This is a genomic window from Micromonospora sp. NPDC049060, assembly GCF_040649055.1.
Classification (GTDB): domain Bacteria; phylum Actinomycetota; class Actinomycetes; order Mycobacteriales; family Micromonosporaceae; genus Micromonospora; species Micromonospora reichwaldensis.
Window position 1 is genome coordinate 34,540 of sequence record NZ_JBEZEV010000004.1, and the last position, 20,264, is coordinate 54,803.

Annotated in this window: 19 protein-coding genes; 12 read left to right on the forward strand and 7 right to left on the reverse strand. The window is 73.3% G+C overall.

What is annotated here, in order from left to right:
* From nuoI to AB0B83_RS03035, 7 genes are all read left to right on the forward strand, one after another.
* Nucleotides 1-642 (forward strand): NADH-quinone oxidoreductase subunit NuoI, encoded by a 642-nt coding sequence (gene nuoI, locus AB0B83_RS03005; protein WP_089002426.1) that lies wholly within the window; start codon nucleotides 1-3, stop codon nucleotides 640-642.
* Entirely contained in the window at nucleotides 639-1,409 is a 771-nt protein-coding gene (locus tag AB0B83_RS03010; RefSeq protein WP_357576718.1) for an NADH-quinone oxidoreductase subunit J, read from the forward strand. Before nuoI ends, AB0B83_RS03010 begins: the two co-directional genes overlap by 4 nt.
* On the forward strand, nucleotides 1,406-1,705 hold the full coding sequence (gene nuoK, locus AB0B83_RS03015) for an NADH-quinone oxidoreductase subunit NuoK (RefSeq protein ID WP_132232104.1): 300 nt from the start codon (nucleotides 1,406-1,408) through the stop codon (nucleotides 1,703-1,705). Before AB0B83_RS03010 ends, nuoK begins: the two co-directional genes overlap by 4 nt.
* Before the next feature lie 11 nt (nucleotides 1,706-1,716).
* Entirely contained in the window at nucleotides 1,717-3,675 is a 1,959-nt protein-coding gene (gene nuoL / locus AB0B83_RS03020; RefSeq protein WP_357576719.1) for an NADH-quinone oxidoreductase subunit L, read from the forward strand.
* 64 nt (nucleotides 3,676-3,739) lie between these two features.
* Nucleotides 3,740-5,275: an NADH-quinone oxidoreductase subunit M gene (locus AB0B83_RS03025; RefSeq protein WP_132232102.1), complete on the forward strand. Its 1,536-nt coding sequence runs from the start codon at nucleotides 3,740-3,742 to the stop codon at nucleotides 5,273-5,275.
* A 52-nt stretch (nucleotides 5,276-5,327) separates the two neighbouring features.
* Complete coding sequence (gene nuoN / locus AB0B83_RS03030) at nucleotides 5,328-6,881, forward strand: NADH-quinone oxidoreductase subunit NuoN (RefSeq protein WP_357576720.1); 1,554 nt, start codon at nucleotides 5,328-5,330, stop codon at nucleotides 6,879-6,881.
* Between the two features lie 90 nt (nucleotides 6,882-6,971).
* Nucleotides 6,972-8,057 (forward strand): polyprenyl synthetase family protein, encoded by a 1,086-nt coding sequence (locus AB0B83_RS03035; RefSeq protein ID WP_132232098.1) that lies wholly within the window; start codon nucleotides 6,972-6,974, stop codon nucleotides 8,055-8,057.
* 21 nt (nucleotides 8,058-8,078) lie between these two features.
* On the opposite strand, the gene AB0B83_RS03040 is transcribed toward AB0B83_RS03035, so the two are convergent.
* On the reverse strand, nucleotides 8,079-9,260 hold the full coding sequence (locus AB0B83_RS03040; RefSeq protein ID WP_357576721.1) for an MFS transporter: 1,182 nt from the start codon (nucleotides 9,258-9,260) through the stop codon (nucleotides 8,079-8,081).
* 154 nt (nucleotides 9,261-9,414) lie between these two features.
* Between AB0B83_RS03040 and AB0B83_RS03045 the strand changes: the two genes are divergently transcribed.
* Nucleotides 9,415-10,197 carry a helix-turn-helix domain-containing protein gene (locus AB0B83_RS03045; RefSeq protein ID WP_357576722.1) on the forward strand — a complete coding sequence of 261 codons (783 nt, stop codon included), beginning with the start codon at nucleotides 9,415-9,417 and terminating at the stop codon, nucleotides 10,195-10,197.
* A gap of 98 nt (nucleotides 10,198-10,295) precedes the next feature.
* On the opposite strand, the gene AB0B83_RS03050 is transcribed toward AB0B83_RS03045, so the two are convergent.
* Nucleotides 10,296-12,407 carry a PhoX family phosphatase gene (locus AB0B83_RS03050; protein WP_357576723.1) on the reverse strand — a complete coding sequence of 704 codons (2,112 nt, stop codon included), beginning with the start codon at nucleotides 12,405-12,407 and terminating at the stop codon, nucleotides 10,296-10,298.
* A gap of 250 nt (nucleotides 12,408-12,657) precedes the next feature.
* On the opposite strand from AB0B83_RS03050, the gene AB0B83_RS03055 reads away from it, so the two are divergent.
* On the forward strand, nucleotides 12,658-13,152 hold the full coding sequence (locus AB0B83_RS03055) for a sigma-70 family RNA polymerase sigma factor (RefSeq protein WP_357576817.1): 495 nt from the start codon (nucleotides 12,658-12,660) through the stop codon (nucleotides 13,150-13,152).
* Complete coding sequence (locus AB0B83_RS03060; RefSeq protein ID WP_357576724.1) at nucleotides 13,149-13,841, forward strand: zf-HC2 domain-containing protein; 693 nt, start codon at nucleotides 13,149-13,151, stop codon at nucleotides 13,839-13,841. Before AB0B83_RS03055 ends, AB0B83_RS03060 begins: the two co-directional genes overlap by 4 nt.
* Nucleotides 13,842-13,851: 10 nt before the next feature.
* Here AB0B83_RS03060 and rarD read toward each other — a convergent pair whose 3' ends face one another.
* The 4 genes from rarD to eccE all read right to left on the reverse strand — a co-directional run bounded on the left by rarD (nucleotide 13,852) and on the right by eccE (nucleotide 17,586).
* Nucleotides 13,852-14,781 (reverse strand): EamA family transporter RarD, encoded by a 930-nt coding sequence (gene rarD / locus AB0B83_RS03065; protein ID WP_357576725.1) that lies wholly within the window; start codon nucleotides 14,779-14,781, stop codon nucleotides 13,852-13,854.
* Nucleotides 14,778-15,278: a GNAT family N-acetyltransferase gene (locus tag AB0B83_RS03070; RefSeq protein WP_357576726.1), complete on the reverse strand. Its 501-nt coding sequence runs from the start codon at nucleotides 15,276-15,278 to the stop codon at nucleotides 14,778-14,780. Before AB0B83_RS03070 ends, rarD begins: the two co-directional genes overlap by 4 nt.
* A 94-nt stretch (nucleotides 15,279-15,372) precedes the next feature.
* Nucleotides 15,373-15,759 (reverse strand): phage holin family protein, encoded by a 387-nt coding sequence (locus tag AB0B83_RS03075; protein ID WP_357576727.1) that lies wholly within the window; start codon nucleotides 15,757-15,759, stop codon nucleotides 15,373-15,375.
* 54 nt (nucleotides 15,760-15,813) lie between these two features.
* Nucleotides 15,814-17,586 carry a type VII secretion protein EccE gene (gene eccE / locus AB0B83_RS03080; protein WP_357576818.1) on the reverse strand — a complete coding sequence of 591 codons (1,773 nt, stop codon included), beginning with the start codon at nucleotides 17,584-17,586 and terminating at the stop codon, nucleotides 15,814-15,816.
* A gap of 474 nt (nucleotides 17,587-18,060) precedes the next feature.
* On the opposite strand from eccE, the gene AB0B83_RS03085 reads away from it, so the two are divergent.
* Together AB0B83_RS03085 and AB0B83_RS03090 are read left to right on the forward strand one after the other, a co-directional pair.
* Entirely contained in the window at nucleotides 18,061-18,381 is a 321-nt protein-coding gene (locus AB0B83_RS03085; protein WP_132232452.1) for a WXG100 family type VII secretion target, read from the forward strand.
* Between the two features lie 26 nt (nucleotides 18,382-18,407).
* Nucleotides 18,408-18,698: a WXG100 family type VII secretion target gene (locus tag AB0B83_RS03090; RefSeq protein WP_357576728.1), complete on the forward strand. Its 291-nt coding sequence runs from the start codon at nucleotides 18,408-18,410 to the stop codon at nucleotides 18,696-18,698.
* A 154-nt stretch (nucleotides 18,699-18,852) separates the two neighbouring features.
* Here AB0B83_RS03090 and mycP read toward each other — a convergent pair whose 3' ends face one another.
* A complete protein-coding gene (gene mycP, locus AB0B83_RS03095; RefSeq protein ID WP_357576729.1) occupies nucleotides 18,853-20,133 on the reverse strand; it encodes a type VII secretion-associated serine protease mycosin in 1,281 nt (426 codons plus the stop codon).
* Between the last annotated feature and the right edge of the window lie 131 nt (nucleotides 20,134-20,264).

The window sequence follows — 20,264 nt, forward strand, 5'->3', positions numbered from 1 at the left end:
GTGGGCGCGATCACCGGAACGTTCAAGGGATTCGGTGTCACCTTCTCGCACATGTTCAAGAAGGTCATCACCACCGACTACCCGTTCAAGCCGCCGGTGTCGGCGCCGCGCTACCACGGGCGGCACATCCTCAACCGGCACCCGGACGGGCTGGAGAAGTGCATCGGCTGCGAGCTGTGCGCCTGGGCCTGCCCGGCGGACGCGATCTACGTCGAGGGCGGCGACAACACCGACGAGCAGCGCTTCTCGCCGGGTGAGCGGTACGCCAGCATCTACCAGATCAACTACGCCCGCTGCATCTTCTGCGGGCTCTGCATCGAGGCCTGCCCGACCCGCTCGCTCACCATGAGCAACGAGTACGAGCTGGCCCGGGACAACCGGCAGGATCTGATCTTCACGAAGGAGCAGCTGCTCGCGCCGCTGCTGCCGGGCATGGAGCAGCCGCCGCACCCGATGCGACTCGGCGACAGCGAGAAGGACTACTACGTCGGCGCGCTGACCAACCCGGGCACCTCGGCCGGCGCGGAGCACTCGGCCAACAACCCGGGCCGGTACCAGGTGGAGGAGCACCCCGGTGTGACCTTCCCGGGCGCCGAGCAGCACGCCCAGCGGGCGGCAGCCGCCAAGGGAGACGGAGCATGACCACGCAGACGATGCTCGCCGCGGCGGGCGAGGTCTCCAGCGGGGAGCAGGTGACCTTCTACATCCTGGCTCCGCTGGCGCTGATCGGCGCGATCGGGATGGTCGCGGCGCGCAACGCCGTGCACTCGGCCCTCTGGCTGGTGCTGACGATGCTCTGCCTGGGCGTCTTCTACGTCCTGCAGGCCGGGCCGTTCATCGGCATGGTGCAGATCATCGTCTACACCGGCGCGATCATGATGCTCTTCCTGTTCGTGCTGATGCTGGTGGGTCGCGACGCCTCGGACTCGTTGATCGAGACGCTGCGCGGCCAACGGGTCGCGGCGGTGGTGCTCGGGCTCGGCTTCGCCGGCCTGGCCGGCGGCGGGCTGTGGCGCGCGCTGGAGGGCACCACGGCGGTCGGCCTGGAGCAGGCCAACGCCGAGGGCAACGTGCAGGGCATCGCCCGGCTGCTCTTCACCAAGTACGTCTTCGCGTTCGAGCTCACCTCGGCGCTGCTCATCACGGCCGCCATCGGCGCGATGGTCCTGGCCCACATCGAGCGGCGCAAGGAGGACAGGCTGGACCAGCCGAAGACGATGCGGGCGCGCTTCGCCCCGGGCAACTACCCGGGCCCGAAGCCCGGCCCGGGCGTCTACGCGACCTCCTCCTCCGTGGCCACCCCGGCCCGTCTGCCGGACGGCCGGCTGACCGAGCGGAGCACCCCGGAGATCCTGCCGGTGCGCGAGCTGGACGACCGGGAGACGACCCTGAAGGGGACGGAAAAGTGACGCCGGACTACTACCTGGTGCTGGCCGCGGTGCTCTTCACCATCGGCGCGGTCGGTGTGCTCATCCGGCGCAACGCGATCGTGCTCTTCATGTGCATCGAGCTGATGCTCAACGCGGCCAACCTGACGCTGGTCACCTTCAGCCGGATCAACGGTGACCTCAACGGCCAGATCATGGCGTTCTTCGTGATGGTGGTGGCGGCGGCCGAGGTCGTGGTCGGGCTCGCGATCATCATGGCGATCTTCCGGACCCGACGCTCCGCGAGTGTCGACGACGCCAACCTGCTGAAGTACTGAGGGGTCCTGCGGTGGGAACGATTCTGACGAACGCCCCGGCTGAGCCGGTGGGCACCGTCGCCTACGCGACGGCGGACGGGCTGCTGGGCAGCGTCTGGCTGCTGGTGGCGATTCCGCTGCTCAGCGCGGCGGTCCTGCTGCTGCTCGGCCGGCGGGCGGACCGCTGGGGGCACTGGCTCGGGGTGGCCGCCATCGGCGCCGCGTTCGTGCTGGGCCTGACCTACTTCTTCCAGCTCCGCGGGCTGGAGAACAAGTCGGTCGAGCTGAGCCTGTGGGACTTCATCACGGTCGGCGACCTGCGGGTGGACTTCGGTCTGCTCTTCGACCCGCTGGCCGCCGTCTTCGTGCTGCTGATCACCGGGGTGGGCTTCCTGATCCACCTCTACGCGGTCGAGTACATGGCGCACGACACGGGACGCCGGCGGTTCTTCGCCTACTTCAACCTGTTCGTCGCCGCCATGCTGCTGCTGGTGCTCGGCAACAACTACGTGATGCTCTACTTCGGCTGGGAGGGCGTCGGTCTGGCGTCGTACCTGCTGATCTCCTTCTGGTACGAGCGGCCCAGCGCCGCCACCGCCGGCAAGAAGGCGTTCCTGATGAACCGGGTCGGCGACGCCGGCCTGGCGATCGGCATCTTCATCATGTTCGCCAGCCTCGGCACCACCCAGTACGACGAGGTCTTCAACGGGGTCGGCTCGCTGACCGCGACCACGGTGCTGGTGCTCGGCCTGCTGCTGCTGCTCGGCGCGACCGGAAAGTCCGGCCAGTTCCCGCTCCAGGCGTGGCTGCCGGACGCGATGGAGGGCCCGACCCCCGTGTCGGCGCTCATCCACGCCGCGACCATGGTCACCGCTGGCGTCTACCTGATCGCCCGCTCGAACCCGATCTTCTCGGCCAACTCCACCCTCCAGCTGGTGGTGGTGAGCGTCGGCGCGCTGACGCTGCTGATCGGCTGCATCATCGGCGCGGCCAAGGACGACATCAAGCGGGTGCTGGCCTGGTCGACGGTCAGCCAGATCGGCTACATGTTCCTCGGCGTCGGCCTCGGCGGCGGTGCCTACGCGCTGGCGATCGTGCACCTGCTGGCGCACGGCTTCTTCAAGGCCAACATGTTCCTCGGCGCCGGCTCGGTCATGCACGGCATGAACGACCAGGTCGACATCCGCCGGTTCGGCGGGCTGTCGAAGTACATGAAGGTCACCTGGATCACCTTCATGACGGGCTGGCTCGCGATCATCGGCATCCCGCCGCTGTCCGGCTTCTTCTCCAAGGAGCCGATCATCGTGGCCGCGTTCGAGCGGGAGGACTGGACCGCCTGGCTCTTCGGCGGCGCGGCCCTGCTCGGCGCCGGACTGACCGCGTTCTACATGACCCGGCTCTTCGTGCTCACCTTCCACGGGCCGAAGCGCTGGACCGAGGACATCGGGCACCCGCACGAGTCGCCGAAGCTGATGACCATCCCGCTGATCCTGCTGGCGGTCGGCTCGGTGGGGGCGGGTTGGCTGCTCTCCACCTCGGTGCCGGACTGGCTCACCGCCACGGCCGGACTCGGTGCGGCAGAGGGGGAGCACCACGCGGTGCTCTCGCACACCGTGATCAAGATCCTGTCGATCCTGGTCACCGTGCTCGGTGCCGGGCTGGCCTGGTTCCTCTTCCGCAACGGCACGGCCACCGCGCCGCAGCCGGCCGGGGTGCTGGTCACCGCCGCCCGCCGCAACCTCTACACGGACGCGGTCAACGAGGCGATCTTCGAGAAGCCGGGCATCTTCCTCACCCGGGCGCTGGTCTACCTCGACAACCGGGGCGTCGACGGGCTGGTCAACGGCCTCGCGGCGGGGATCGGTGGCGGCTCGGGTCGACTCCGGCGGCTCCAGACGGGCTTCGTCCGGTCGTACGCCACCTCGATCCTGACCGGCGCGCTGCTGGTCCTGGCGGCGTTCCTGGCCGTCGAGGCGGGGTGGCTGGCGTGATCGACCTCTTCCAGGCGGCCGTCTCCGGCGGACCGCGCAGTGACGACGGAGGTAAGGCCGCATAATGTCCGACTTCCCGTTCCTCTCGGTGCTCACCGTGGCACCGCTGGTCGGCGCCCTGGTGGTGGCCTTCCTGCCGCGCAGCCGGCCGGAGCTGGCCAAGCAGGTGGCGCTCGGCTGGTCGCTGCTGGTGCTGGTGCTGTCGGTGGTCATGTGGGTGACCTTCGAGGTTGGTGGCGACCGCTTCCAGTTCCGTGAGTCCTACACCTGGATTCCGAACTGGGGCGTCAGCTTCACCTTCGCCGCCGACGGCATCGCGCTGGTGATGCTGATGCTGATCGCGGTGCTCGTACCGCTGGTGATCCTGGCGTCCTGGCACGACGCCGAGTCGTCCAAGCGGTCGGTGCCGGTCTACTTCGCCCTGCTGCTCGTCCTCGAGTGCACGATGATCGGCGTCTTCGCCGCCGCCGACGTGTTCCTGTTCTACGTGTTCTTCGAGGTCATGCTGGTGCCGATGTACTTCCTCATCGGCAGCTACGGCGGCCACCAGCGGCAGTACGCGGCGGTGAAGTTCTTCCTCTACTCGCTGGTCGGCGGTCTGTTCATGCTCGCCGCGGTGATCGGCCTCTGGGTCGTCGGCGGGAAGACCTTCGACTGGCAGGCGCTGTCCCAGGTGGACATCTCCACCGGCACGGAGCGCTGGCTGTTCCTCGGCTTCTTCCTCGCGTTCGCGATCAAGGCGCCGTTCTTCCCGTTCCACACCTGGCTGCCGGACGCCGGTGGCGCGGCCCCGGCGGGTGCGGCGGCGCTGCTCGTCGGCGTGCTCGACAAGGTCGGCACCTTCGGCATCCTGCGCTACTGCCTGCCGCTGTTCCCGGACGCGGCCAAGTGGTTCGCCCCGTGGGCGCTGGCGCTCGGCGTGATCGGCATCATCTACGCCGCGCTGCTGGCGGTCGGCCAGAACGACCTGAAGCGACTGGTGTCGTACACCTCGATCGCGCACTTCGGGTTCATCGGGGTGGGCATCTTCGCCTTCACCACCCAGGCCGGCACCGGCGCGGTGCTCTACATGGTCAACCACGGGCTCGCCACCGGCCTGCTCTTCCTGGTGGTGGGCATGCTCATCGCCCGGCGGGGCTCCGCGCTGATCAGCGACTTCGGCGGCGCCGGCAAGCTGGTGCCGATCCTGGCCGGGGTGCTCTTCTTCGCCGGTCTGGCCTCGCTCGCGCTGCCCGGCACCGCGCCGTTCGTCTCCGAGTTCCTGGTGCTGATCGGCACGTTCACGGTGAACAAGCCGGTCGCGGTGATCGCGACGCTCGGCATCATCCTGGCCGCCGCGTACGTGCTGTGGATGGTGCAGCGCACCACCCAGGGCACGCTCAACCCGGCGCTCACCCAGATCGACGGCATGAAGCGTGACCTGAACCTGCGCGAGAAGTTCGTGGTCGCGCCGCTGATCGCGCTGATCGTGCTGCTCGGCTTCTACCCGAAGCCGGTCACCGATGTGATCAACCCGGCCGTGCAGGCGACCATGCAGGACGTCGGCCGGACCGACCCCGCCCCGACCTCGGGCGGCACCGTCCAGGAGGCGGCAAAGTGAGCGCGAGGAGCGAGCTTGCGAGCCCCGCAGTCGCGAACGAAAGGTTTGCGCAGTGACTGAGCTGAAACTGCCGTCGATCGACTACGCGGCGCTCGCTCCGACCCTGATCATGCTGGGCGCCGCTCTGCTGGGCGTGCTGGTCGAGGCGTTCGTGCCCCGCCGGCTCCGGCACGTGGTCCAGCTGTCGATGGCCCTGCTGGCGGTGCTCGCCGCGCTGACCATGGTGGTGCTGGCGGCCGACGAGCGGAAGATCACGATCGGCGGGGCGATCGCGGTGGACGGGCCGACGCTCTTCCTCCAGGGCGCGATCCTGGTCCTCGCCGCGATGGCGCTGCTGCTCATCGGCGAGCGTTCGGTGGAGCGGGGCGGGGCGTTCGTCGCCCAGGCCGCCGTCACCGCCGAGTCGGCCGACGACCGGCGGCAGGCCGAGGGCAAGAACGGCCTCACCGAGGTCTACCCGCTGACCACGTTCGCGATCGGCGGCATGCTGATCTTCGTGGCGGCGAACGACCTGCTCACCATGTTCATCGCGCTCGAGGTCTTCTCGCTGCCGCTCTACCTGCTCTGCGCGCTGGCCCGCCGCCGGCGGCTGCTGAGCCAGGAGGCCGCGCTGAAGTACTTCATGCTCGGCGCGTACGCCTCGGCCTTCTTCCTGTTCGGCGTGGCCCTGATCTACGGCTTCACGGCGGGCATCCCGGGCCGGCAGGCGGGTGTCGACTTCGCCACCATCGACGCCGCGGTCGAGAACTCCCCGGCCAGCCCGGTGCTGCTCTTCGCCGGCATGGCGCTGCTCGCCATCGGGCTGCTCTTCAAGGCGGCGGCGGCCCCCTTCCACGTCTGGACCCCGGACGTCTACCAGGGCGCGCCGACCCCGGTCACCGGTCTCATGGCCGCCTGCACGAAGGTCGCCGCGTTCGGCGCCCTGCTGCGGGTGTTCCACGTCGCGTTCGACGGGGCCCGGTGGGACTTCACCCCGGTCCTCGGCGTCGTGGCGGTGCTGACCATGCTGGTCGGCGCGGTGCTGGCCGTCACGCAGACCGACATCAAGCGGCTGCTGGCGTACTCCTCCATCGCCAACGCCGGCTACCTGCTGGTCGGCGTGCTCGCGCCGGGTGCCGGCGGGATCTCCGGGACGATGTTCTACCTGGTCGCGTACGGCTTCTCGGTGCTCGCCGCGTTCGCCGTGGTGACCCTGGTGCGCGACGCCGACGGGGAGGCCACCCACCTGTCCCGCTGGGCCGGGCTGGGACGGCGATCGCCGTTCTACGCGGGGATCTTCACCTTCATCCTGCTGGCCTTCGCCGGAATCCCGCTGACCAGCGGCTTCACGAGCAAGTTCGCGGTCTTCGGCCCGGCGCTCGAGGGCGGGCAGGCGTGGCTGGTGATCGCCGGCGTGCTGACCAGCATGGTGCTGGCCTTCCCGTACCTGCGGGTCGTGGTGATGATGTGGCTCTCCGAGCCCGGCGAGTCGACGCCGACCGTCGCCGTGCCCGGCGGGCTGACCTCGGCCGCGCTGATGATCGGCGTGCTCGCCACGCTGGTGCTCGGTGTGGCGCCCGCGCCGCTGCTCGACCTGGCCACCGGCGCCGCCGAATTTGTCAGATGACCGACGCTCACGCCCGCGGGGGCCGGTACGCCACGGCGTGCCGGCCCCCGCGCCGTATCCCCCGTCCCGGGCAGGTCGCAGGGGTGTGGCATGGTTGATGGCGTGGTGAATCCGGCTGGCGAGCGTTCAGGTGCCTCCGGGTCCGGCGGCCGTCGGACCAGGGTGAGCACGAGTCAGTTCGGCGCGCTCGGCCTCTATCTCGCCGATCCCCGCGTCGAGGCGTCCGTGCTGGGCCTGCTCGAGGGCGTCGAGTCCGAGCTGCGGGCGAGCGTGGCCAGCGCCGACCCGTTCGTCACGGAGGCCGCCCGGCACCTCGTGGAGGCCGGCGGCAAGCGGTTCCGCCCGCTGCTGGTGGCGCTGGGCGCCCAGTTCGGCGATCCCACGGGGCCGCAGGTCGTGCCGGCCGCCGTGGTGATGGAGCTCACCCACCTGGCGACGCTCTACCACGACGACGTGATGGACGAGGCCGCCGTGCGCCGGGGGGCGCCGAGCGCCAACTCCCGGTGGACCAACTCGGTCGCCATCCTCGTCGGCGACTACCTCTTCGCCCGCGCCGCCGACATCGCCGCCGACCTGGGCATCGAGGCCGTACGCCTCCAGGCGCGCACCTTCGCGCGGCTGGTGCACGGCCAGATCGCCGAGACCGTCGGCCCCCGCCCCGGCGACGACCCGGTGGCCCACTACCTCGACGTGATCGCGGGCAAGACCGGTTCGCTGATCGCCACGTCGGCCCGCTTCGGCGGCATGTTCGGCGGTGCCGCCCCGGAGCACACCGAGGCGCTGGCCGGCTACGGCGAGACCATCGGCGTGGCCTTCCAGCTCTCCGACGACCTGCTCGACATCGCCTCGGAGTCGGTGGAGTCGGGCAAGACGCCCGGCACCGACCTGCGCGAGGGCGTGCCGACCCTGCCGGTGCTCTACGCGCTCGGCTCGGACGACGCCGACGCCGCCTCGGTGCGGCTGCGGGAGATCCTGGCGACCGGGCCGCTTACCGACGACGACCTGCACGCCGAGGCGCTCGGTCTGCTGCGCGAGAGCCCGGCGCTCAAGCGGGCCCGGGAGACGGTCCGCAGCTACGCCGAGGACGCCCGGGAGCAGCTCTCGCCGCTCCCGCAGGGCCCGGCCCGCCGCGCCCTCGAATCCCTCTGCGACTACATCGCCGACCGCACCAGCTGACGTCCGCCCCGCACCAGTCCGCTAGCGGCGGGCGAGCAGGCGGCTGCCGGCGAGCATCAGGGCGGCGGCGAGCAGCATCGACCCGGCGGCCACGAGCCACATCACGGGGTAGCCGGCGTGCGCGGCCACGGCACCGAGGCCGAGCGGGCCGAGGCAGCCGCCCGCGTACACCCCGGTCTGGGTGACCGAGGTGGCGGCGGCCGGGGCCTGCGGGTGCAGCCGGACCACCGCGAAGGTCATCAGGCCCGGCCACGCCCAGCCCAGGCCGAAGCCGAGCAGCACGCCGGCCACCAGCGGCACCGACCCGGCCGTCGCGAGCAGGCCGAGCCCGGCCGCGCCGACCACGAGCATGCCGGCGATGAGGGCGACGTGCCCGGTGGCGCGGCGGTCCGCGAGCCAGCCGACGACGACCCGGGCCGCCACGCAGACCGCGCTGCCCAGCGTCAGTGTCAGCCCGGCCAGCCCGGGTGACAGCCCCCGGTCGGCGGAGGAGTCGACGACGAAGGTGCCGAGCGCGTTCGCGGCGGCAGCGGCGAACGTCCCGGCGGCCCCGACCACCACCAGGGCCGCGGTGGCGCGGCCGCCGCGGGTCGGGGCGGCCGTCCGGGTGGGGCGCGGCTCCCGCGCGGGTACGGCCGGCAACGCCGCCAGGGCCGCGCCGGCGGCCACGACGAACGCCCAGCGCCAGCCGGCCGTCAGCGCCACGGTCGGCACCGCCGCCCCGGCCAGCAGGGTGGCCACGGGGATGGCGGCCTGCTTCACCCCGAACGACAACCCCTGCCTGCGGGTCGGCACGTGCCGGGCGAGCGTGGCGTTGCTGGCGAGCTGACCGAGGGCGTTGGCGGTGCCGGCGAGCGCGAGCAGCCCGAGCAGGACCGGGTACGACCGGGCCAGCCCCGCCACGGCCAGCAGGCAGGCGGCGGAGAGCAGGATGCCGGCACGGGCCACCACGGTCGGCCCGTGCCGCTCGGCGAGGACGCCGGAGGGCACCGAGGCCAGCGCGCCCACGCCGAAGTAGACCGACACGGCCAGGCCCAGCCCGGCCGGCGAGAAGCCGAGGTCCTCGCCCATCTGCACGGCGAGCCCGCCGAGCAGGAAGACCGGCAGGACGCAGGCGATGGTGACGGCGACGGCCCCGGTCACGGCCCGCGTGGGCCGGGGCGGGGCGATGCCCGGGTCAGGCTGGAGCGCGATGTCGGTCATGGTCCGGCAAACCTACGTGAGCGGGGCTTTCGTCACGGAAAGTGCCTGTTGAGCAACGCGACGTTCATGACGATCTGGCATCCTCCACCCGAACGGGCATTTCGAACCCGGCCTGTTTTTCATATGGTGTAAGTCCCCGGCGGCGGAGGTGGTTGTGCGCGACCCCTTGGCGGAACCTTCGGATCTCATCCGGAGCGTGTCCCGCGCGCTACGCGTGCTCGAGTCGGTCGGTCGCGCCCCGAAGGGGCTCACCGTCAAACAGATCGCCCGGCGCTGTGAGCTGACCGTGGCGACGACGTACCACCTGGTCCGCACCCTGGCCTACGAGGGCTACGTGATCCGTCGTGAGGACGGCACGTACATCGTGGGCCTGGAGGTGGCCGACCGCTACCGCGAGCTGGTGACGGCGTTCCGGGGGCCGCCAGCGGTCGGGGAGAGCCTGCGCCGGGCCGCCATGGACACCGGCTACAGCCACTACCTCGGCCGGTTCGTGGGCGGCCAGGTGGCGGTCACGGCCGTGGCCGAGGGCCCACGCTCGCCGTACCTGGAGGACCTGGTGCCCGGGTTCGACGAGGGAGCGCACGCGACCGCCCTCGGCAAGGCGCTGCTCGCCACGATGACCGCCGAGCAGCGCTTCCGCTACCTGCGCGACTACGGCATGCGTCCCTTCACCACCGCCACCCTGACCACCTCCGAGGCGTTCGAGGTCGACCTTGCCGCCGGGGAACGGCGGGGCATGCAGCTGGAGCTGGGGCAGTTCCGGCAGGGCGTGGCCTGCGCCGCGGTGCTGGTCAGCCCCGACAAGGACATGGAGCGCCGGGTCGTGCTGGCCTGCGCGCTGCCGGCCGGCGAGATGATGACCTCCGCCCGCGCGGTCCGGGCGAAGCTGCTCACCGTCGCCCGGACGATCGCCGACGGCCTGGCCGCCGACAGCTGACCCGCCCCCGCCCCGGTCGGGCCGCGACGACCGTGGCCCTCCCCCCGGCTGGGAGAGGGCCACGGTGGCGGTCCGACGGCGGACCGCCCGACGGGTGGTCAGCTGCCGATCGGCCCGCCGTCCAGGCGCCAGGCGACCACCACGCCCGGCTTGGCGTAGTCACCGTCCGGCCAGTTCGAGGCCGGCTTCTCGACCGAGGCACCGCTTAGCTCGCCCGGGTGCTGCACCGCCACGAAGACCGAGCGGTTGTCCCCGGTGATGAACGGGCCGCAGGCCTCCCCGCCCACCGGCACGGTGAGGAACTGCTTCAGGTGGCCCCGCTCCGGCCCCTCGACGGCCGTGGCGAAGAGACCGTCGTTGCTGCCCAGCGCGTTGCCGTCCGTGGAGATCCAGAGGTTGCCGGTGGCGTCGAACGCCACGTTGTCCGGGCAGGAGATCGGGGAGACCTTCGTCTTGTCGTACCCGGCGAAGAAGGTCGACGGGTCCGCCGGGTCACCGGCGACGATCGGCAGCGACCAGGCGAAGGTCTCGCCCGCGTTGTCGCCACGGTCCTCGACCAGCTCCAGCACCTGGCCGTGCTTGTTCGAGTTGCGCGGGTTCGCCTCGTCGGCGGCCGGCTTGCCGGCCCTGCCCCGGTCGGTGTTGTTGGTCAGCGCCACGTACACCTTGCCGGTGAGCAGGCTCGGCTCGACGTCCTCCGGGCGGTCCATCTTGGTCGCGCCGACCTTGTCGCCGGCCAGCCGGGTGAAGGTGAGCACGTCGGCGGCCGTCATCCCGTCGACGTACGAGCGGTTGCCGCTGACCAGTTTGATCCACCGGCCCCGGCCGTCGAACGCCCCGTCGGAGGGGAGCTTGCCGGAACCGTCGATCTCGCCGGCGCTGCTCTGCTTCAGCTCGGCGACGTAGAGGGTGCCCGACTCCAGCAGGGTCAGGTTGTGCCGGCGGGCCACCCAGGAGTTGCCCTTCATGAACTTCTTGTCGGAGACGAACTTGTACAGGTAGTCGAACCGCTCGTCGTCGCCCATGTACGCGACCACGTGCCCGCTCCTGGCGACGATGACGTTCGCGCCCTCGTGCTTGAACCGGCCCAGCGCGGTGTGCTTGCGCGGGCGGCTCTCCGGGTCGTACGGGTCGATCTCGACGATCCAGCCGTGCCGGTTGGCCTCGTTCGGGTGCTTCGCCAGGTCGAACCGCTCGTCGGCGCGCTCCCACCTGCGGCTGCCGCTCGGGTAACGGGTCGTGGTGGTGATGCCGTACCGGGCCAGCTTCGGCTTGATCTCCTCGGCCACCGCGTCGCCGCCGACGAAGTACTGGTTGAAGTTCTCCTCACCGGAGAGCACCGTGCCCCAGGGGGTCACCCCGCCGGCGCAGTTGTTCAGCGTGCCGACGACCGTACGGCCCTTCGGGTCGGCGGCCGTCCGCAGGTGGACCGAGCCGGCGGCCGGCCCGGTCAGCTCGAACTTCGTGGCCAGCGCCGTGACCCGCCGGTTGTACGGCCGCCGGCCCTTGGTGACCGGCCGCCACTGCCCGGTGCCGTCGACCCGCTCCAGCTCCACCACCGACATGCCGTGCGCCGCCATCGCGATCCGCAGCTGCTCGACGCTCAGCGCGTCCTGGCTCGTGAAGCCGGGGAACATCAGGTCCTCGTTTGTGTACTCGTGGTTGACCACGAGCAGCGCGCGCCGGCGCCCGTCCAGCGGCAGCACCCCGACGAAGTCGTTGTTGTAGCCGAACTGCCCGGCCTGGGCGGCGGCGCTCTGGGCGCGTACGTCGAACTCGGGGGCGCCCGGCACCACCGGGTCGCCCCAGCGCAGGACGACCGCGTGGTCGTACCCGTTGGGCACGACGAGGCTGTCGAGGGTGTTCGGCGGGACGGGCTTGAAGGTCAGCGCGCCGCTGCCGACGCCGCCGGCGGGGCGGTCGAAGCCGGCGGCGCCGGGGACGACGGGGGTGGCGGGGGCCGCCGCGGCGGGGGCGGCGCCGGCCACCGCACCGCCGAAGCCGAGGACCAGCGCGCCGACCGCGCCGGCCCGGACCACGCCGCGCCGGGACACCTCCGCGTTCACCACGTCCCCGAAGTACGCGTTGTCGGACGTGTTGGGCACCGGGTGGTCGCACGCGTTGCCGCACCGGTAGAGACAGGTCATGGCGTCGCGGCTGCCGTGGCGGGTGGCGCCCAGCAACGGGAGCAGCCGGGGACGGTCGCTCATGGAAGGAGCCTCCTGATGGGGGTCGGTGCACGCCGGACCAGCCGCTGGCGTGCGTACCCGCCGGACGCTAGGAGGGCGCGGTGAGCGACCGTCGGCGACGGTGTGAACCGGGCGTGAACACCTCGGCCGGGGGTGCCACGGTGACCTGCGGCTGAACCGTTCGGGGCGGCGGCACGTATTCCCGTGCGAACGCCACCGCCGGACTCGCGCCGACAGCGAGGAGACCGCCATCAGCGACCACGACGCCCAACTGCTCCGCGCGCTGCACGACGAGCACGCGGAGGCGCTGTACGCGCACGCCCTGCGGCTGGTCAACGGCGACCGGCAGCGGGCCGAGGACCTGGTGCAGGAGACGCTGCTGCGGGCCTGGCGGCACCCGGAGGCGCTCGACCCGACGCGCGGCTCGATCCGGTCCTGGCTCTTCACCACCGCCCGCAACCTGGCCATCGACGCCTGGCGGCGCCGCTCCGCCCGGATCGGGGAGGTCTACACCGACGAGCTGCCCGAGCCTCCCGAGGCCGTGGACGAGGCGGAACGGGCGGTGGAGGCGTGGACCGTCGCCGAGGCGCTGAACCGGCTCAGCCCCACCCACCGGGAGGTGCTGGTCGAGTGCTTCTACCAGGGGCGGTCGGTGGCGGAGGCGGCCTCCCGGCTGGGCGTGCCGCCCGGCACGGTCAAGTCCCGGACCCACTACGCCCTGCGCTCACTACGGTTGGTCCTGGCCGAGATGGGGGTGACGGAATGACCCGGTGCGAGTTCGCGTACGACGACGGCGCGTACGTGCTGGGTGCGCTGGCTCCCGCCGACCGGGTGGCCTACGAGCGGCACCTCGCCGGCTGCGTCGCCTGCCGGGAGGCGGTCGCCGAGATCGCCGTCCTGCCCGGGCTGCTCGGCCGGCTCGACCCGGCGGGGCTGGAGCAGTTCCTGCCGCCACCGGAGAACCCCCGGGTGCCCGAACTGCTCGCCGCCGCGCGGGAGCGCCGCCGCCGCGACCGGTCGGCCACCCGCCGCCGGTACGCCCTCACGGCGCTAGCGGCCGCCGTGGCGGCCCTGGTCGTCGGCGTCGGCACCGCCGCCCTGCTGCCCCGGGAGGTGGCCGGCCCGACCCCGGTCGAGGTGCGGATGGTCGCCATGCAGCCGGTCGCCGGCGCGGTGCCGGTGCACGCCGAGATCGCCCTCAACGGCACCGACTGGGGCACCGAGGTGCGGATGCGCTGCGGGTACGACGCGAAGGCCGGCTACGCCAAGGCGTACACCTTCCGGCTGGTGGCGCACGGCCCGGACGGCGCGACGGAGCAGATCGGTTCCTGGCTCGCCGCTCCCGGCGACGACCTGCGGATCACCGGCGCGACCCGGTTCACCGACGCGGAGCTGGTCCGGCTGGAGCTGCTGCGCGCCGACGGCACCCCCGTCCTCGTCTACGACGTCCGCTGACCCGCGCGGGTCAGCGGGGCGCGGCGACGGCCTCGGCCCGGCGGGCGGCGAGGGTGGCGGCGCGGGTGCGGCGGGAGTTGCGGACGGCGTCGACGGTGAAGACGATCAGCGCGGCCCAGACCAGGGCGAAGCCGGCGATCCGGGCCGGCGGCATCGGCTCGTGGAAGATCAGCACCCCGCAGCCGAGCTGGAGGATCGGGGCGAGGTACTGGATCATGCCGAGTCCGGTAAGCGGCAGCCGGTTCGCCGCCCCGGCGAAGAGCAGCAGCGGGATCGCGGTCGCCGCCCCCGCCGACACCAGCAGCAGGGTGTGCCCGACCGACACCTGCCCGAACGTGCCCTCGCCGGCGGCGGCGAGCCAACCCACGTACGCCAGCGCGGGCAGCGCCAGCACCGCCGACTCGACGAAGAGTCCCTCGGCGGCGGGCAACCCGAGCTGCTTCTTGGCCAGGCCGTACCCGGCGAAGCTGAACGCCAGCACCAGCGCCAGGTACGGCAGCCGGCCGTAGTCGATGGTCAGCACCGCCACGGCCAGCCCGCCGATGCCGAGCGCCACCCACTGCGTGGGCCGCATCCGCTCGCGCAGCACGGTGACGCCCAGCAGCACCACCACCAGCGGGTTGATGAAGTAGCCGAGGGCGGTCTCCACCACCCGCTCGGAGGTCACGCCGTAGATGTAGGTGCCCCAGTTCACCGCGATCAGCGCGGCGGCGACGCCGATGCCGGCCAGCGCCCGGGGCCGGCGCAGCAGTGCCCGCAGGAAACCGACGTTGCGCATCGCCGCCAGCAGCAGGGCGACGAACACCACCGACCAGACGATGCGGTGGGCCAGGATCTCCAGCGGCCCCGCCGGGCGCATCAGCCGCAGGTAGAGCGGGAAGAACCCCCAGAGCAGGTACGCGACGAAGCCGTAGAGGTAGCCGAGGCGGAGTGGCGTCACGTTTCCACCGTAAGGGCCGGGAGGCCGCCCGGTTCCTTTCCGGTGATCGGACTCACCGGCTGGTTCCGCTGGTCGAGCTGCATCCAGCGGTGCGGATCGGTCATCGGGGCGAACCCGACCTTGGCGTACACCGCGTGGGCGTCGGCGGTGGCCAGCAGGATCCGGCGTACGCCCAGCTCGGCGAGGTGGTCGCGGACCGCCCCGGCCAGCCAGGTGCCCAGTCCCCGGCCGCGCTCGCCGGGGTCGACGTAGACGTCGCAGAGCCAGGCGAAGGTGGTGTGGTCGGTGACCACCCGGGCGACCGCGACCTGGCGGCCGTCACCCGGGCGGTAGACGCCGAACGGCACCGACCCGGCGAACGCCCGCGCCACCGTCTCCCGGTCCCGCCCGAGCGCCCAGTAGGCGTCGGTGCTGAGCCAGTGGTGCACCAGGCCCAGGTCGATCCGGGCCGGGTCGGTGCTGAGCAGGTAGCCGTCGTCGCGGGTCAGGGTGAACATGCCCGCGACGCTAACCCGGCCACCCGGCCCGATCAGCGGCCAATTCCCGCCCTCTGGTCGGCCCGCCCGCCCGCCTCTCCCTGGTCGAGGCGGGTCAGTCCCGGTCCAGGACGGCCCCGAGGATCCAGGTGACGATGCCGACGAACAGCGCGCCGAGCACCGCCTCCGGCCAGAAGCCGTCGACGTGGAAGGGCAGCCCGACCTGGTCGGCGATCCAGCTCGTGAGCAGGAACAGCAGCCCGTTGACCACCAGCGCGATCAACCCGAGGGTCAGCAGGTAGAAGCCGCAGCCGACGGTCTTGATGATCGGCTGGAGCACCGCGTTGACCACGCCGAAGATCACCGCGACGAGGACCAGCGTGACGACCGCCTCGCCGGCGGACGCCGACTCCAGCGTGATGCCCGGGATGAGCAGCGTGGCCAGCCAGAAGGCCAGCGCCGTGCTGCCCAGCCGGATCAGCAGCCCTTTGAGGAAACCCATGGCCGGATCGTGCCACGGACGGACAAGCTGCGGAAGCCGCGACCGTCGCCCCGCTCAGCGGCGGGACGGACGGCCGATCAGCTGCGACTCGATCGGGGTGGGGGAGAGCAGCGCCCAGCGCAGCGCCCGCCGGTTGACCACCGCGACCATGTCGTCCCGGATCCGGGTCAACCACTCCGCCGACCCGCCGAGGCCCAGCGCGGCGCCCGCCACGGCGGCCTCGGCCGGGTCGAGCGGTTGCAGCACGGCCAGGTCGGCGCGGCCCAGCGCGTCGGCGTCGGCGGGGGTCAACTCGTCGCGCACCAGCAGCGTCGTCCGCCACGGGGACGCCGGCTCCGGCTCGGCGGGCGTGGAACCGGCGTCGACCACCACCAGCAGCGGGCGCAGCGGCGACCCCGGCTCGCCCACCGGGCGGCCCGGCGGCACCACCGGGATCATCGCGCCGGGGGTGCCGACGCCCCGGACGAACGGCTCCCACCCGCGCGGGCGGGCGGTCTGCACCACCACCCGGGCCCCGAGCGCCATGGCCCGCACCGCCACCAGCTGCGCCGCGCCTATCCCGCCGACAAGCATCACCCGGGTGCTCTCCGGCCGGAACAGCCGGACGGTCACCGCGCCGCCGTGCCGGTTCGTGCCGACCATCAGCCCCGCCTCGCCGAGGGTCAGCTCCAGGCCGTCGGGCGCCGGACCCGGCCCCGGTCCCACCGCGCCCGCCGCCGCGAGCGGCAGCGTGCCGGCCAACCCGGCGAGCTGCGCGCCGTCGAGCCGGTGCACCTCGCCGCCCACCTCGGCCACCAGCCGGCGCAGCGCCTGCGCCGCGATCGAGAGCTCCGCCGGGGTGGCGGCAGCCACCCGTACGGCCAGCTCGGTCGGTGCCGCCGCGGGGTCGGCGCCGGCCCACGGGCCGACGCCGAGCGAGACGGTCGTCGCCGTCGCGGGCAGCGCGAGCAGCCGGGTCACCAGCCGCCGGCCGGCGTCGGTACGCGGGTCGGGCCAGCGGCGCAGCCGGAACGTGGTCTGGAGTAGGTCGCCCGCCCGGACCGCCTGCCAGGACTCCTGCGCGGGATGGTCGTCGTGGTGGGCCAGCTCCGCCAGCACCCGCAGCGTCGCGTGCTCGCCCAGCGGGCGGGCGGTGACGGGCCCGACCCGGCGCGCGATGCGGCGCACCGTTCCGGCGAGCGCCCGCCGCAGCTCCTCTCCCGTCCAGCCCTCGGCACGCAGCACCCGCACGGCGAGCACGGCCCGTTCCCGGCCGGCGAGCCGCCCGTCGGTGAGCTGGCGGTACGAGGTGGCGACGGCGCCGCCACCCGCGCCGACGGTCGGCGCCGGAGAGCCCGTCAGGAGGAGCTGGAGCCGCACCGGGGGGCCGTCCGGTGCGGCGGCCGGCAGCAGGGACGCCGGGACGGGCAGCGCGCGGGGAGCGTCGCCGAGCAGGTCGGCCGGATCGCCGACCTCCAGCACGGCCACCATGCCGGCGGCGTCGTCCAGCACGGCGGCCGGCGTGCCGGCCAGCTCGGCGGGACGCACGACCGCGCCCGGGTCGACGAGGTCCAGCAGGGCCGCGGGGCCGGCGGCCGGCGGCAGGGCGCGGCGGCGGGTGGCGTAGCCCAGGCCCGTGGTCAGCCACTCGAAGAGCCACCGCCCCCGCAGCCGCACCCAGGCCAGGGGCAGCAGCAGCGCGGCCACCCCCACGGCGGCCAACGTCATCAGCGCGCCCCGGCCGGCGGCCGCGACCACGGCGGCCACCGCCACCTGCGTGGCGACGACCTGACCGGCCCGGACACCGGCGCCCCTCCGCCGGCCGGCCGGGTTCCGCGACGGCGACAGGGCGGCCGGGGTTGCCGGCGCGCCGGCCACGGTGCCGGTCGGGCCGGCCGGGCCGATCGGGTTAGCCGGACCAGCCAGGCCGATCGGGCCAGCCGGGCCAGCCGGACCGGCCGGAACGGCCGACCCGGGCGGCGCCGGCACGCGGGGCGCGGCGGTCGGGCGGGGATCGTGGCCCGGGGCCGGCCGGTGCGGGCCCGGGCCGGTGGTCACCGTCACCGCGCCTCCTCGACCGGTCACTCGCCGCGACATCGACGCCGCCCATCGTAAGGGGAGCATCCGGCGGGATGGGGGCCGCGGTCGTCCACAGGGGATGGCCACGGGGTAGCAGAACCGCGACGGTACCGCTACCGTCAGCGACGAGTTTCGCTGACCCCGCGCCCGCCACGCTCGACGTCCGGGCGGCGCGAGCGGCGCGCCCGGTGGGCGGGTGCGCCCACGGCCAGCCACGACCGAGGAGACGAGGTGACGTCCCGGGTGTCCCAGACCCAGGCAGAAGCAGCGGTGATGCAGCAGACCGCCGCGAAGTTCGAGCAGGTCGACCAGTCCCTGCAGTCCATGCTGAGCAGCCTGATGGCCGAGTTGGAGGTGTTGCAGCAGGCCTGGCGCGGTGCCGGCGGGCGCTCGTTCGAGCAGGTCAAGCAGCAGTGGGCACAGGACCAGGCGGCGCTTCAGCGGGCGCTGCGGGAGACCGCCGGCGCCGTCCGCACGGCCGGCCGGCACTACGACGTCTCGGACGCCGAGGCCGCCAGCCGGGTGTCCACCACCAACCGCGGCGGCATCCAGCTGCCGCTCTGACCCGGTCTCGGGGGAGGAGACATCCGATGGACGGTGTACTCGTCGTCAACTTCGCCGCCCTGCAACAGGCGAGCGTGGACATCCAGAAGGCGCTGAACGCGCTCGACTCGCAGCTCGGGCAGCTCGAACGGGACGCCGCCCCGCTCGTGGCGAGCTGGTCCGGCGAGGCCCTCCAGGCCTACGAGCAGCGGCAGCGCCGCTGGCGGTCGGCCTCGCAGGACCTCCAGGTCATGCTGCGCGACATCAAGCTCGCGGTGGACGACTCCGCTGCCGACTACCTCGACACGGAGAAGAAGAACGTCGGCCTGTTCCAGTAGGCCCCGCCCGGTGGTGGCGTCGATCGCGAGCCGGTCGGCGCCACCATCGGCCGTCCCGGGCAGCGCGACCGCCGACGGTGGACGACCCCGGACGCGACGGCCGTAGACCACCGGCCGGGTCAGGCGGGGCGACGGGTGCAGACCGCCGGCCGGGTCAGGCGGGGTCGGCCGGCCGCCAGCGGCGGCGGGCCCCGCGCGGCACGACGAGCGCCAGCAGCGCCGCCAGGGCCACCACCGCCCCGCTGGCCCCCGCCACCAGCAGCGCCCGGTCCCGGGCCGTCGCCCGGCGGGCCCGCTGCGCCAGCACCGCCGGTTCGGCCCGGTCGTCCGCGAGCGCGCTGACCTGGCGCGCCCGCTCCGACGTTCCCCCGGTCTCGGTGACCGCCCGGTACGGGTTCAGCACCCCCACGCCGTACCCGCCGCCGCCCCGACCGTCGCCCGGGGCGGGATCGGCGGTCGCCACGATCCGCTGCGCCACCTGCGCCGCGCTCAGCTCCGGCCGGTACTGGCGCAGCAGCGCGGCGGTGGCCGTCACGAAGGGCGCCGCGTAGCTGGTGCCCTCGGCCCGGTGGTGGCCCTCACCCGGGGCGGCCATCAGCACGTCGCTGCCCGGGGCGACCAGGTCGACGTACGAGCCGGTCTGGGAGAACGGTGCCCGTGCCCCGTCCGCCCCGATCGCGCCCACCCCGAGCACCCCGTCGTACGCGGCCGGGTAGGGCCGGGGGTCACCGGCGTCGTGCAGGTTCCCGGCGGCGGCCACCACGACCACGTCCCGGTCGACCGCGTAGCCGATCGCGGCCCGCACCGCCGGGTCGTCCGCGTACAGGACGACGGAGAGATTGAGCACGTCGGCGTCGTGGTCGACCGCCCAGCGGACGGCGCGGGCGAAGTCCCCGGCGCTGACCGTGCGCCCCGACTCCCGCCCCTCGACCACCTGCTGCTCGCTGACCCGTACCGGCAGGATCCGGGCGCCCGGGGCCAGCCCACGGAACGCCGTCCCGTCGCGGGGGACGGCGGCGATGATGCTCGCCACGCCGGTGCCGTGGCCGGCGCAGTCCCGGCTGCCGTCGCCGCCCGGGTCGAGCAGGTCGGTGCCGTCGAGCACCCGGCCGGCCAACTGCGGGTGCCGCCGGTCCACCCCCGAGTCGATCACCGCCACCGTCACCCCGGCGCCGGTGGCGAGCGGTGCCAGCCGCTCCGGGGCGTACCGCTGCTGGGGCCAGGGGCGCGCGGACACCGGCCGAACCGGGGCGAGGGGCGAGGCGCAGCCGGGGGCCGCACGCGCGGCGGCCGGCGCGGATGCGGACCAGCCGGCCGGCACCGGGCCGGGGGCGGACCCGGCCGGGCGGCCGGCGATCGTGGGGGCGGCCGGAACGGCGGTCAGCACCGCCGTCGTGAGGGCGGCGAGGAGCGGGCGTGAGGTGGACCGGGACATCGACCGCCTCCGTATCGTGTCGACTCCGGAACGGGATGTTAGCGCCTGTGGCGGCCCAGGGCGCACCGCCGCCGGCCAGCGATTGTGATCTTGCTTCTACCTTGTAGGTTGTACGCGATACCTATGGCCTG